The 14,397-nt window shown below is 62.9% G+C and carries 11 protein-coding genes; 10 read left to right on the forward strand and 1 reads right to left on the reverse strand.

The genetic code is table 11. The features are described 5' to 3' along the window. Positions 1-238: 238 nt before the first annotated feature. Positions 239-682: a TIR domain-containing protein gene (locus G6026_RS04565; protein ID WP_061917401.1), complete on the reverse strand. Its 444-nt coding sequence runs from the start codon at positions 680-682 to the stop codon at positions 239-241. Positions 683-1,026: 344 nt separating this feature from the next. On the opposite strand from G6026_RS04565, the gene G6026_RS04570 reads away from it, so the two are divergent. The 10 genes from G6026_RS04570 to G6026_RS04615 all read left to right on the forward strand — a co-directional run bounded on the left by G6026_RS04570 (position 1,027) and on the right by G6026_RS04615 (position 14,387). Then, a complete protein-coding gene (locus G6026_RS04570) occupies positions 1,027-1,461 on the forward strand; it encodes a helix-turn-helix domain-containing protein (RefSeq protein WP_061917404.1) in 435 nt (144 codons plus the stop codon). 63 nt (positions 1,462-1,524) lie between these two features. Continuing rightward, positions 1,525-2,139: a PIN domain-containing protein gene (locus tag G6026_RS04575; protein WP_156607470.1), complete on the forward strand. Its 615-nt coding sequence runs from the start codon at positions 1,525-1,527 to the stop codon at positions 2,137-2,139. 87 nt (positions 2,140-2,226) lie between these two features. Next, entirely contained in the window at positions 2,227-7,155 is a 4,929-nt protein-coding gene (locus G6026_RS04580) for a DEAD/DEAH box helicase (RefSeq protein ID WP_156607472.1), read from the forward strand. Continuing rightward, positions 7,152-8,072 (forward strand): restriction endonuclease, encoded by a 921-nt coding sequence (locus G6026_RS04585; RefSeq protein WP_156607474.1) that lies wholly within the window; start codon positions 7,152-7,154, stop codon positions 8,070-8,072. The genes G6026_RS04580 and G6026_RS04585 overlap by 4 nt, the downstream gene beginning before the upstream one ends. Before the next feature lie 72 nt (positions 8,073-8,144). After that, positions 8,145-8,753 carry a hypothetical protein gene (locus tag G6026_RS04590; protein WP_156607475.1) on the forward strand — a complete coding sequence of 203 codons (609 nt, stop codon included), beginning with the start codon at positions 8,145-8,147 and terminating at the stop codon, positions 8,751-8,753. An 8-nt stretch (positions 8,754-8,761) separates the two neighbouring features. Beyond that, positions 8,762-9,733 (forward strand): exonuclease domain-containing protein, encoded by a 972-nt coding sequence (locus G6026_RS04595; protein ID WP_182612375.1) that lies wholly within the window; start codon positions 8,762-8,764, stop codon positions 9,731-9,733. Between the two features lie 327 nt (positions 9,734-10,060). Next, positions 10,061-10,321, forward strand: coding sequence for a ribbon-helix-helix protein, CopG family (locus G6026_RS04600; protein ID WP_156607480.1), 261 nt, complete (start codon positions 10,061-10,063; stop codon positions 10,319-10,321). A gap of 489 nt (positions 10,322-10,810) precedes the next feature. Then, on the forward strand, positions 10,811-11,593 hold the full coding sequence (locus tag G6026_RS04605; RefSeq protein ID WP_156607482.1) for an AAA family ATPase: 783 nt from the start codon (positions 10,811-10,813) through the stop codon (positions 11,591-11,593). Between the two features lie 476 nt (positions 11,594-12,069). Then, complete coding sequence (locus G6026_RS17755) at positions 12,070-12,231, forward strand: toxin-antitoxin system HicB family antitoxin (protein WP_159110332.1); 162 nt, start codon at positions 12,070-12,072, stop codon at positions 12,229-12,231. A gap of 896 nt (positions 12,232-13,127) precedes the next feature. Beyond that, positions 13,128-14,387: a hypothetical protein gene (locus G6026_RS04615; RefSeq protein WP_182612376.1), complete on the forward strand. Its 1,260-nt coding sequence runs from the start codon at positions 13,128-13,130 to the stop codon at positions 14,385-14,387. Positions 14,388-14,397 lie beyond the last annotated feature (10 nt).

Genomic DNA, 14,397 nt, shown 5'->3' on the forward strand with positions numbered 1-14,397 from the left:
ACCACTCTATGGGGCACTACTTTTGATCGCCCCGGCCAGCGTTACGGTCCATCTCCCAAGTTCGCTCGCTACGTCTTCGTCCACGTCCCAGATGTCGCGGATATGAGCACGTGGGACCAGCAACGTATGGCCCAATGTCGCGGGCTCAGTTGGGAAGAAGGCGACTACCGAGTCCGTCCGGAACACCTCTCGCGCGTCCCCCCTTCGAGCGACGATCTCGCAGAACGGGCACTCGGGTTCAGTGGGCGGCGTCGTAGGCATCGTCAACCCAGGAGCCCAGATTGTTGTAGCCGTCGTCGTTGACCCAATCGTAGGTGCGGTAGCCGCTGGGGAGAGGGTTGGTGCCCTTGAAGTCGGTATCCCCGGCGAAGTCCTTGATGTTGTGGATGTAGATGCCGAGCAGCCCGTTGCCTCGCTCGATGCTGCGGTCGATCTCGTAGTTCACCCAGCGGCGGGATGCGGTCTGAGCGCCGATCAGGATGGCTGTCACCGTGGTTCCTTTGAGAGCATCGTCGATTAGGCGTTTTACCGCCTCGTCGCTGGTCCCCTTGGCTGACTCCCAGAGCGACGCCTCGATCCACTCCGGCGTGATCGAGGGCTTCAACTTCGAACTGTTCCGAACCACCGAGGCGCGTTGAACGTCGCGCTGGTAGTGGAAACTGAAGAAGGTCCTGTGGGCCACAGTGGGTCCTCTCCTATCGGCGACCGCGCGAGCCGCAGGCCGTGTGTAGACCGTACCGAAGGGCTGTGACATGGGTGCTTTAGGCTCGCGTCGGGCCAGGTTACTTGCGCGTCCGCCAGCTTTGAGGCCAGGTAGTCCCTGGCGTCCGTGAAACTGATTAACCGGGCGAACTCGCCCTTGGGAGTGGGCCACAGTGGGCGAAGGTGCACCCCAAAGGGGCGTCTTGGTTTGCAGCCCTGTTTGCAACTTTCATGCAATGTGGGCACTATTGCACTTATAAGTGCAACTGCGTACCGTGGAGCGCACATCCGGTACACGACCCAGAGTCGCCGAGGAGGGACGCGATGACGATCACGATTGCAGCCACCAACGAGGTCTTGCTCTCTGCGGACGAGCAGTCTGTCGCTCGCGACTTTGTGCAATCCCTCGGTGGGCAGCCCCTCCAGATTGGAACCGGTCAGGACGCCGAACTTCCTGTCGAGGTGGCGAGAGTTTTCGAGTTGGTGCTCGACGCGATGGCAAAGGGCCGCCCGGTCTCGATCGCGGCCATGCCCGAGAACCTCACCACCACCGCAGCCGCCGGACTGCTGGGCCTATCGCGACCGACGTTGATGAAACTTGTCCGCGAAGGACGCATCCCCGCCCACAAAGTGGGCTCGCACCATCGACTGCGTAGCGCTGACGTTCTGGCCCTAAAGGATGAGCTACGCCTGGAACGCCAGCAGGCCGTCTTCGACGTCATGGACCTGGAAGACGAGCTCGCCAGCAACAACCCTTGACCCCTGCCCAGCGGCACCCTGCGGGCACCCTCGGTGTCGCTGGGCACTTATAGGGTGGCGTTCATGGCGATTGTGCGACCACACTCGGTTCTTCCCGACGCGAACATCTGGTGCTCCGCCACACTTCACTCCTGGTTCGGCCTCATCGCTACCGAGACCATCGGCTCATGGACCTTTCATTGGACCGAGGACATCCTCGCCGAAGCGATGTACCACCGCCGAAAACGATTCCCCCGAGCCTCGTCTCAGCAGATCGAAGCGCTCCGGGATCGATTGATGGCTTCCATGGGCGAGAACCGCATCAGCAGTTTTCCTATCGACGAGTCGGTCACCTACCCGGACGAGTGCGACGCGCACGTCCACAGTGCCGCCATCCATGAAGGCATCGCCATCATCGTTTCGAACGACCGCACAGGCTTCACCGGCTTGTACCCCGACCCTGATGATTGCCCCTACGAGGTTCACACCGCTGACGAGTTCCTCACCCTCGTCGCCGACAGTGCCCCCCAGGTGGTGGACGCCGTCATCACCGCCCAGCTCATCCACTGGACAGGCAAAGGCCGCAGCTTCTCCCTGCCCGACAAGCTCAGGCAGGCCCAGGCGCCCCACTTCGCCGAGTGCGTCAGAGCCCGACTACAAACGATCCCCCTGCCTAGCTCGGCCCCGAAGCAGAGTTGAGCTGCTGAGATGGCTGAACATAGATCCAGTCGTTCAAGAGCCCCATCCGACGGATACCAGTGAACATCGTCTTGTAAGACTGTCCACATGGCTTCTGTGCATGAGGTGATCGAGGCGTTCCGTCAGGCTCCGACAAACGTGGAGCGGGGAACGAAGTTCGAGCAGCTCATGGTGCGCTACTTCGAACTCGACCCGATGTTGTCGCAGCAGTACGACAAGGTGTGGCGGTGGATCGACTGGCCCGGCCGGGACGGCAAGCCCGACACCGGGATCGACCTGGTAGCCCGCGAACGGGACACCGGTGAGTACACCGCAATCCAGTGCAAGTTCTACGAGCCCAATCACTACCTACAGAAGGGCGATCTGGACTCGTTTTTCACCGCTTCGGGCAAGTCCCCGTTCACCAACCGGGTCATCATCTCCACGACCAACAAGTGGGGCAAGCACGCCGAGGACGCCCTCGATGGTCAGACCATCCCGGTCCAGCGGATCTCGCTCGATGACCTCGCCGAGTCGGCGATCGATTGGGACATCGCCTGGCCCCAGGGCGAACTCCAAGTCGACCTGTCCCCGTCCACGCCATACACCCTGCGCCCCCACCAGCAGGAAGCCCTGGAGGCAGTGTTCCGCGGGTTTGCCGAGGGCAACGACCGGGGCAAACTCATCATGGCCTGCGGCACCGGTAAGACCTTCACCTCGCTGAAGATCGCCGAGCAGACCGCCCTCGACAACGGCGGGCGCGCCCGAATTCTGTTCGCCGTCCCCTCAATCGCCCTGTTGTCGCAGACGTTGCGCGAATGGACTGCCCGTGCCGAGCTAGATATTCGGGCGTTCGCAGTCTGCTCGGACACCAAGGTCTCTCGTGCAGCGGAGGACTACGACACCTCCGATGTCGCCATTCCAGTCACCACGAACCCAGAGCAGCTCGCGGAGAAGATGAGCCACCGCAAGCGGGCAGCGGGGATGACGGTGGTGTTCACCACCTACCAATCACTGCCCGCGGTCTCCAAGGCCCAGAGCCTTGGTGTGGACACGTTCGATCTGGTGATCTGCGACGAAGCCCACCGCACGACCGGTGTCACCCTCGCAGGCGAGGATGCGTCGAACTTCGTCGCAGTGCACGACCCGGACTTCCTCAAGGCCAGCCGGCGGCTGTACATGACCGCCACCCCGCGCCTGTTCAACGACGAGACCAAGGACAAGGCCGAGGAACACTCCGCCGAGATCGCCTCCATGGATGACCTAGAGACGTACGGTCCCGAGTTCCACCGGCTCTCGTTCGGCGAGGCCGTCGACCGCGGACTTCTCACCGACTACAAGGTCCTGGTCCTGACGGTGGACGAATCGGTCATGGCCAGCCGGCTTCAATCAGATCTGGCCGATGCCGGTGAGCTCAAGCTCGATGACGCATCCAAACTGGTGGGCTGCTGGAACGGACTGGCCAAACGAGCCGGCACCTCCCCGACAGGCGAGGGCTTCGCCCCCGGTGAGCCGCCGATGCGCCGAGCCGTTGCCTTTGCCCGCGACATCAAGTCCTCCAAGCAGGTCGCCGAGATGCTTCCCCGGGTCGTGGAGTCCTACCAAGACCTGCTGCGCGACATCGAGGACGACGGCGTGGACGTCTCGGACACCAACCGGTCCCTGAACTGCTCGGTGCACCACGTCGACGGCACCTTCAACGCCCTCAAGCGCAACGAGGAGTTGACCTGGCTCAAGGCCGAACCAGATGACAATGAGTGCCGCATCCTGACCAACGCCCGCTGCCTGTCCGAAGGCGTGGACGTCCCAGCATTGGATGCAGTGCTGTTCCTGCATCCCCGCAACTCCGTGGTCGACGTGGTCCAGTCCGTCGGTCGCGTGATGCGCAAATCACCAGGCAAGGACTACGGCTACATCATCCTGCCCGTCGCCGTGCCCGAGGGCGTCAAGCCGTCGGAAGCGTTGAACGACAACCGGCGATTCAAGACCGTGTGGCAGGTTCTCAACGCCCTGCGGGCGCATGACGATCGGTTCAACGCGATGGTCAACTCCATCGCCCTGAACTCCAAGACCCGGGACAAGACCGGCCAAGGCGTCGACCAGCTCCTCGGCGGCCACGTCGGACCCGCCGAGGATTCCACCAACAGTGGTGGCACCGGGTCCGATGCAGGCTCTGACGGATCAGGCGATGCCGAACAGACCAAGCAGATGGCCCTGTTCTCCCTATCTGAGTGGACAGAGGCGATCTACACCAAGATCGTCGACAAAGTCGGCACCCGCACCTACTGGGAAGACTGGGCCGCCGATGTCGCCGACATCGCCGCCGCGCAGATCACCCGCATCAACGCCACCCTCGCCAACGCCGATACCGAACTAACCCGAGGGTTCGACGACTTCGTCGACGGACTGAGGGCAAACCTCAACGAGTCGATCAGCCGCGACGACGCGATCAGCATGCTCTCCCAACACTTGATCACCAAACCCGTCTTCGACGCCCTATTTGAGGGCCACGACTTCGCCGCTCAGAACCCGGTCTCCAAGGTCATGCAGACCATGGTCGACCAACTCGCCAGCGCCAACCTCGACGCCGAGACCGCGAAACTCGACTCCTTCTACGACTCCGTCCGCGTCCGCGCCTCCGAAGTCACCTCCGCCGAAGGCAAACAGCAAGTCATCGCCGAACTGTACGAGAAGTTCTTCAAGCTCGGCTTCGCCAAACAAGCCGACGCCCTCGGCATCGTCTACACACCAGTAGAGATCGTCGACTTCATCCTCCGCGCCACCGACCAAGCCCTGCGCGACTCCTTCGGCCGAGGCCTAACCGATCAAGACGTGCACATCCTCGACGGGTTCACCGGCACCGGCACCTTCATCACCCGCTTGCTCCAATCCGGACTGATCCAACCGGCGGATCTAGCCCGTAAGTACGCGTCAGAGATCCACGCCAACGAGCTCATGCTTCTCGCGTACTACATCGCCGCGGTCAACATTGAGACCACCTACCACGCCATCGCCGGCCACACCGACACCGCCGACTACGAGCCGTTCCCCGGCATCGTGCTCGCTGACACATTCCAGATCCACGAACAAGGCGATGAGCTCGACCTCAAGGTCTTTCCCGCCAACAACGACCGCATCACCCGGCAGCTCGAGACTCCGATCAACGTCATCGTCGGCAACCCCCCGTACTCGGTGGGCCAGGGATCGGCGAATGACCTCAACGCCAACGTCAAGTACCCGCACCTCGATTCTCGCATCAGTTCGTCGTATGCGGCCCGCTCCACCGCGACCAACAAAAACAGCCTCTACGACTCCTACCTGCGAGCCTTCCGCTGGGCCACCGACCGCATCGGCGACCAAGGTGTCGTCGCGTTCGTTTCCAACGGTGGCTGGATCGACGGCAACACCGCCGACGGCATCCGTCTGAGCCTCGCCGACGAATACAGCCATATCTACGTGTTCAACCTTCGCGGGAACATGCGCAAATCCAACTGGAAAGAAGAAGGCGGACAGATATTCGGGGCAGGCTCCCAAGCCACCATCGCGATCTGGATCGGGGTCAAGAACCCAGCACATTCCGGTCCCTGCGCGATCTCCTACCGGGACATCGGCGACTACCTCACCCGAGAAGAGAAGCTCCGCATCATCGCCGATGCCAATCTGAGCAGCATCGCCTGGTCAAATATCATTCCCAACTCCCATGGAGACTGGATCGGCCAACGCGACGACACCTTCGCAACCTGGCCCGCCATTGGCGCCAAGAAGCGCGAGCCCGGCCAAGTCACCGTGTTCACCGCACACTCGCGCGGCCTCTCCACCGGCCGGGACGCCTGGTGCTACAACTACTCCAGCGAAGAGCTCGGCCACAACATCGAAAACTTGCTTGATCAGTACCGAACCGTCAAGACCGAGTTCGAGCAGCACAGCCGCGGCGCCTCCAAGCTCACCGACGAGAATCTCACCCGATACCTAGGAGACAACCCCCACCACACAGCGGGGGGCAAGATCAGCTGGAACCACTCCCTCAGACAGCAAGTCCTCCGAAGGACCCAACTCGAGTGGCGCGACGAGTTCGTCTATCCGTCGACCTACAGGCCTTTCAGCCCACAGTGGGCCTACGTCGATTCGCGATTAAACGATAGGCTCTACCAGCTCCGATCAATTTTCCCGACGCCCCACCACACCAATATCGGCTTCTACCAGGTCGGTAATGGATCGGCTGTGCCGTTCAGTGTGCTGATGCTGAATTCCCTGCCAGACCTCCATGTCACCGGGGCTGGAAGCGGCGGTCAGTTCTTCCCCCGGTGGACCTATAAGAAGGTCGATGCGGCAGATGGCGGGTTCAATTTGGCCAACGACACCGAGGTCGATGAGTACGGGTATCGCCGGGTCGACAACATCACCGATGAGATCCTCGAGATCTACCGCGAGGATGTGGGTCCCCAGGTGAGCAAGGACGACATCTTCTACTACGTCTACGGCCAGTTACATGATCCGCACTACCGGATCGACTATGCCGCTGACCTGAAGAAAATGCTGCCGCACATCCCGACCCCGGAAACCCGGGACCGGTTCGAGACGGTTGCTCGTGTAGGCCGAATGCTCGCAGACCTCCACATGAACTACGAGAAGGTCGAGCCGTACCCCGTGAAGGTCGAGCTCAAGAAGGGCGCTTCTGCCGAGGACCGCGAGACATGGCGGGTGTCGAAGATGAAGTGGGGCCGCATCCGCGATGAGGAGACCGGCAAGCTCGTCAACGACCCGACCACAATCATTTACAACTCGAAGGTGACGATCACTGGCATCCCACCCGAGGCCGATGACTACATGCTTGGCTCCCGCTCGGCGCTTGGCTGGATCATCGATCGGTGGCAGGTCAAGACCGACAAACCCTCCGGCATCGTCAACGACCCCAACGACTGGTGCGACGAGCTCGGCGATCCGAAGTACATCGTCGACTTGATCGCCAGAGTCATCACCGTTGCCACCGAAACCACCAAACTCGTCGTCAGCCTCACCACCGAGGACTCACAGTGACGATCCCGGACTATCAGACCCTGATGCGGCCGGTCCTTGAGTACCTCGCCGACGGAGGCGAACATCGGTTGCGCGACCTCAAAGAAGCCATGGCCGACCAGTTCAACCTGACCGCCGAAGAGCGGGCCCAGATGACCCCGTCGGGGCGCTCACGTCTGATCTACAACCGGGTCGGATGGGCCACCTCCTACCTGGCCCAGGCAGGGCTCATCCACCGCCCACGGCGCGGCTACTCAGTCATCACCGCCGAGGGGCGCCGTGTCCTCGCAGAACACCCCGACCGTGTCGACCTGACCGTGCTCGAGCAGTTCGAGCCCTTCCGCGCCTTCCGCGACCGAGCCCGAAGCCGAGACGGCAAGAAGACACCGCAACCCCCGGTGGACCTGGATGATACGACTGCCACCCCACAAGACCTCATCGACGCCGCGGTCCTGGAAAACCAGGCCACCCTGGAAACCGAACTCCTCGACCGAGCGCTCACCCTGTCCCCCACCGGGTTCGAAGACCTCGTGATCCGCCTGCTGGAGAAGATGGGCTACGGCCGGGCGGGCAACGTGGAGCGCACCAGCGCCAGCGGAGACGCCGGCGTCGACGGCATCATCAGCCAAGACCCCCTCGGACTGGACCGCATCTACGTCCAAGCCAAGCGCTACGCCCTCGACCGCACCGTCGACCGCCCACGCATCCACGAATTCGCCGGCGCCCTCCTAGGCAAACAAGGCGACCGAGGCGTCTTCATCACAACCTCGTCGTTCACCCGCGGCGCCCTACTGGAAGCCGAGCGAATCAACGCCCGCATCGAACTCATCGACGGAGCTCGACTGGCCCGCCTCCTGGTCCAGTACGGCGTCGGAGTGCAGGAATCGCACACCGTCGTGCTGCATCGCATCGACGAGGACTTCTTCGAAGAAATTTAGAAACCTGCCATCGCGGATGCGCTGAGCGGTAAATTCCCATGTGAACACCCCTCCGGAACCTCAAGGGGACGCATGGACTACCTACCGCCCGTCGCATGTGTCGAGCTGACGGCAGACCGCTTCTACGTCTGCCTCATCGACGTCAACGGCGCCGCTGACTTGCCCCGCCAGCTCGGCGGCTGGACGGTTGAACGCAACGACCGCGAGCTACTCCGGACGCTTCTCTCGGGCCGGCTCGTCGTCAAGACGACGGACGACCCGATGCCCGAGATAGACCGGTCAGAGATCGCCGGGTACTTCACCGTGGACGACACTCTCCGCAAAGTCGAGGCCGAGATTACCGAGCTGAAAAACCGGTTCAACGCGGTCCTCGAATCGCCTGAGCGGCAAGGACTGGGCGCACTGACCGAACCACGCTGGCCCGACCTGGCATCGCTCACCACACGAACCCCCAACCCACAGGCCTCACGGGAAGGCCAGGGGCGCGCAGCTTTCACTCTCGGAGTCACCGTCAAAGACCTGGCCACCGGGTGGGGCAAGCTGGAATCGATTCGTCTCACCGCGGCCTACCCACTGCCTCGAGACCCAGGATTGCCGAAGAATCACCCTCGACAGTTCAGGTACTACCTCAACGACGATTCCAGCCCAGCTGCTAGGCCTCTGCCGGTGGGTGACCGATGAGCTCCGAGATGACCTTCGTCGCCTTCGACACCGAAACTGCCAACTCCAGCCGTGCCAGCATCTGCTCGCTTGGCGCGACAGTGGTCACCAACGGCGTCGTCACCGACGAACGAAGCTGGCTGATCCGTCCCCCCGAGGGGCACGACAAGTTCTTCGCCCGCAATGTGTCCATCCACGGCATCACCCCGGAGATGGTCCAGACCAAGCCCCGGTTCGGTGAACTGTGGCCCGAAATCTCGCAGTACCTCGACGGGCACACCGTTGTGGCGCACAACGCCTCCTTCGACACCAGCGTGGTGCGCTACGCATGCGAGACCTCTGGCCACCCGTGGCCGGAGTGGACCTACGGCTGCACACTCGTCATGGCCCGGCAGGCCTTGAACCTGGTGTCCTACCGACTGCCAATCGTGGCTTCTCACCTGGGCGTGCCGCTTGAGCACCATCACGACGCCGCGGCAGATGCCCGCGCGTGCGCCGGTATCCTGCTCGCGCTCGCCGACCGCAACGAGTGCACAAACCTGACGCACCTGACCACCGCGCTGACGGTGAACCTCGGTCGCCTCTTTGCCGGCGGCTGGGACCCGTGCAGGCAGACTCGCGCTCTCCGCTCCCCCAGTCACGCTGCTCACGGCCCACTAGTCATTCCCGAGGCGTCCGTCGACGCCGATCCCGAGCACCCTCTCTACGGGCAGGTTGTGGTCTTCACCGGAGGCTTGGGCAGCATGACCAGACAAGACGCGTGTGACGCGGTCGCACGCGTCGGAGCCACACCCGCCAAAGGGTTGACGCGAAAGACCACCGTGTTGGTGATCGGCGATGGTTTCCGCGGCGACGACCTCGCGGAATTTCAGACCGGCAAAGCCCGCAAAGCCCTCGAACTGCGAGCCAAGGGACAGCCGATCGAAGTCGTGACCGAGGACGAACTGCTCGAACTGCTGACCATCGAGCGCAGCACCTCCGTATCAGTTCGGGCTGTATGACCAGGACTTGCCTGGCTTGACCACGCGGGCGCCGCCAAGCGTTCCCTACGGGGCTTCCGCCTGCGCGTGGAAGTGCCGATAATGTCGTTTCTGTCGTCACTGCTGGTCAAAGCCAAATGCACCTGTGGTCGCTGTTAGCGTCTCGACAGGTGTGGCCGGTGCTCGCTAGCAGGGCCGGGGCGGTCCTGGTCGACGCTTTCGGCCCCGATGCTGTTGAACCGGGGTGCGGGCGAGAGCCGAAGGACCCGGGCATCCAACAAACCCGTCGCTTGGCTGACCCCAGTGCGTCCCTTCCCCTGGCCAGGTATTCGTATTACGATTGTGTTCATGGAGCGGAAGATTCAGGGCAACAACGTTTCCGAGGATCAGATCGCCCAGTGGGCCGATGAAGCCGAAACTGGCTACGACCCCGAGTGGTTGGGCAAGCGCCTTGGCCGCCCGGCGCGAGCCGAACACGCAGCGAAGGTGGTGCCGGTTCGCCTTACTGACGCCGAGCTTGGGGCCGTCATGGCTCGTGCTGAACGCGAGCACCTCAACCGGTCCGAGGCGATCCGCCAGGCGCTGGCCCTGTGGGCCGCCGCCTTGTGATCATCCGGCAATCCGCTCGCAAGCACGGCATCAGCGACAACGACATCCTCGCCGCGCTGGCTACTCCCCTCCTGGCCGGACCACTCGACGACGACCACCCCAACGGGTCCTCACGCTTAGATTCGACTCCCAGGCCCGAGTGCTGGAATTGGTCGCTCTGCATTTCGACGACGGCAGTACCGAAGTCATTCACGCAATGAAGGCGCGCCGTACCTACCTCGACCTACTTGACTGAAGCCGCCGATTGCGACCGCACTCCACTTGGGCCTGTTGGCCTTGGCACCGTACGCCAGTTACTCAATAATAGCTATCAGAGCAGAGCTAGCTTTGCTAGCACGGCTAGTTCACGAGGCACGGTTAGCGGTTCTAGCTAGCGTTGTTAATGCAGCTGTGCTAGACACGCAAGGTAGTCTTACTAATAGAGCTAGGCTCGCTAGGGCTGTCGCCACAGCTAGCTTTGCCCGGTTACCTTCGTGGGAGGAATGGACATTGACTCGAAAACTGGCTCTCTGCAACCAGAAGGGCGGCGTCGGCAAAACTGCTACAACGCTGGGCTTGGCCAGTGCGCTAAGCCATCAAGGCCGCAACGTTCTAGTGGTGGACGTCGATCCTCAGGGCAACTCCACGACGGGCCTCGGTGTCGAATTGACGGAGACCATGATGACGACATTCGACCTCATGAACCGAACGGTCCCGGGGTCGGCGGCCGACGCAGTCATCGCAACTCCGTGGGACAAAGTGGATCTCATCCCATCCAACGAAGCGCTGGCGAACATCGAATCTGACGGCGCCAATGACCTCATCTTCCGCCTCGACATCGCCTTCGAGGGGCTCGACCTGTCCGCCTACGACGCAGTCCTATTTGACTGCCCACCATCTCTGGGGAAGCTCCTCTTCGCCGTGCTTTGCGCAGCAGACGGAGTCATCGCTGTCACTGAGCCAACCATTGACAGTGTCCGCGGGATTGAAAACCTGCAAGAGACTATCCGTAACGTCCAGAGGCGACCCAACCCGCACCTCGTGCTCGAAAAGCTCGTACTAAGCCGCAAGAGGACAACCGGCGAACACCAATTCCGCGAGCGTGAACTTCGCGACACGTACGGAGAATTGGTGGCTAAGACCTCAATCCCGGAGCTAACCGCACGCCAGGACGCACATAGCTCGCACACACCGATCCATAGCTTCACCGGCGGAAAGGCCCTAGCCCTCCAGGTCGCGTATACAGATCTGCTAGCAGAGCTAGCGCTTGGCCCCAAAGGAGCTGCAGCATGAGCATCGAACGTGAACCCGCAATCCGTCGAGCTGTGCATCCTGCAGCAGACCTGCCTGAGAGGCCTTCACGAACTAAGCCACCAGCTATTCCCACGCCCCCCGCTTCCGCGCCAGGGGGCTCAGCTGACGAAGAGCGACTGACAGAGCAGCACAACGTACGGCTTCGTCCGTCCACTAAAGCGCGTCTATTACGTGCAGTAGACAAGCTCCGCTACGAAACTGGCGACCGCACCATCAGCATTGCTTCTATCACCGACAAGGCCATCGTCGAGTACTTAGACTCACAGGGGTGTTGAGCCAGCTGATTGGGGAGTGACCCGACCTCCAAGGCCACGTCGCCTCGAGGGCGCCGCTCGCGGCATGTTTGAGGCCTTGCGCGTGTCGCGCGCATTTTTGACGTCAGGCATGCCATTTTTGACGTCATGGCGACCACACGATCTGGGCCTGGGAGACCAGCGCTAGGGGAGCGGACACGAATGACAGTCCGCGTACCTTCAGATGTCTATGACGCGCTTCGACGTGAAGCGGCAGCCCGTGGCATCTCAATGAACCAGTACGTAGCCGAGGTCGCAGCGGCACACCTCGGCATGTCTGAAGCCGTGTCGAGCTACGACGACCAGGAGGCGATTCCCGCGTGAAGTAGCCAGCTGCATGACCGAAAACTGAACACTCCATGCAGCACCTGAAATGACTGATACCGGCCCACTGGCGAGTGGGCCGGTATCGAAAGTCAAGAGTCTGAGTTGGCGCTCAAACTCGGTGTTGCTCACCAATTAGGAGAGCTGTGCTTCCAGGCACCTCTCAGAGTAAGTCATACCCATCGGATGGTCCAGTCGATCCGATCGGCGTGTCTCGCTCTGACCGCGACAACGTTATACCCCTCGATTCCACCTGGTGGTGGGACTCTGTGGTGTGCGCGTGGAGTCCGCGCCCGTATGTGCGTGTCGACACCCACAAGGCGCATACCTTCGCCGGCACACGACGTCTCACCGACGGCGTGCCGGGGGAGGGGACGCCTTTCGCCCTGCACTTGACCGATGAATCGGGCAGATTCCGGCTCCTCGCCCTGGATTTTGACGCCCACCATGCCGGCTCAAGCGCAGACAAAGACCTTTCAGCGTGCACAGCTGCCCTGACTGCCGCGGGCATCGAGCACCTGGTGTGCTCGTCAGGACCTGGTGGGGGATACCACGTATGGATCCGGCTGAGCGCCGCCATCTCCCCACACCGCCTGGCACCAATCATCGACGCTTTCGCTGCCGCATGGCCCTCGCTAGACCGGGGACCGGTGTCCAATTCGCGCACAGGTTGTGTCCGGGCCCCGGGCTCGCCTCACCGCGCCGGCGGCACAGCAGTACCGCTGACAGATCCCCATATCCGCCCGGTGTCCCTGCGAGCCTTGCATGCAGTACTCACGCAGCTGACACAACTCCCTCCAACCAGTGCCGCCACCACCTCCGACGCTGCGACCGCACCGGTTCCGGTGCAAGTCGATGCGCAAGGTCACCCGTACCTCACCGGGCCCAGACGCCCCTTGCCCACGCAGATTCGTGCCCTTACCCGCGCCCCGATCACTGCCGACAAGGACGCCTCCGCGGTGGGTTGGTCGATCCTGCTGGCCTGCGCCCACGCCCGAATGCAGTATCACGACCTGCACCAGGCCGCTTTCACCGACCGCTGGCCCGGCTTGGAATTTGTCCGCACCCACCGCACCAGTAGCACCGAGCGCGCACCCCGATTCGACGCAGCAGCCGAGTTAGCCCGCCAGTGGGCCAAAGCCGTCACCGCAGCCAGCTACACCCAGCGCGGCACTGCAGGGCCCTCGCCTGCCCGCCACGCCGCCGAAACCGCTGTCGCCGACCTACTCGCACGTATGGACGCCCAGCCCGGCCGGTGGGCCGGCAAGACCGGAGCCCAGGACCGCCTGGTGCTCCTCGCCCTGGCCGCACGAGCACTCGCAGCCGCCACCGACACCGTGCACCTGTCCGAGCGCGACTGGGCGGTCACCGCGGGCCTGTCCAGAGACACCGTCGCCGACCGGCTGAGAGCTCTTGTCCAGCAGGGGTGGATCGCACGCGTGCAGCGAGCCGCCGGCCCCTGGGCCGCAGTGTGGCGGATCGTAAGACCCGGGGGCGGGAAGCAAAGAAGTGGCGCAGTATTTTCCCCGGAGATGCAGCGCCAGCTTCACACCGAGCTCGAGTGTGCTCGGGAGGACATCTGGCACGCCCGCCCACTCGGGGTGCTGGGTATGCGCGTGTGGACACAGCTGGCCTCTGGCCGCTTATCGGTGCGTGAGCTGGCAACCACACTCGGTATCTGCCCGGCGACGGTGCGCAGTAAACTGCGCGCGCTGCGCTCTCTGGGTCTGTGCACCGCTGACGGCCGCGTGTACCGCAGTCGGTCGCGGTTAGCGCGAGCCGCTGTTGCTGCTGGTGTCGACGGTGCGCACGCCGACCGGGTGCGCCTGTACCGGCTGCATTCGGCGGTGTTCGTGTGGTGGTTCACCACCCGACATCAGCCGGAGCGCTCCGACGCGTTGGCCGAGTGGGGCGAGTTCCCCAACCCTGCTGAGGCTGAACAGGTCCATCCGACTGACATCGCGCTGGCCTACGGCGCCACCGCCACCGGCCCGCCAGTATCGGCCACCACCTGGGGCGCGGCGATGGCTGCCCAAGATCGCCATCGCGAGACCGACCCCGAAAGCTGGTGGGAACTAGTTGCCGCAGCCCGCGCGGCACTACCCGCCCCCGACATGCTGCTCGCACCCCACCAATGGGCCCGCACCGCCGCCTGACCACTGGCGC

Origin of the sequence: Dietzia sp. DQ11-38-2 (assembly GCF_014145055.1) — a bacterium.
Classification (GTDB): Bacteria; Actinomycetota; Actinomycetes; order Mycobacteriales; family Mycobacteriaceae; genus Dietzia.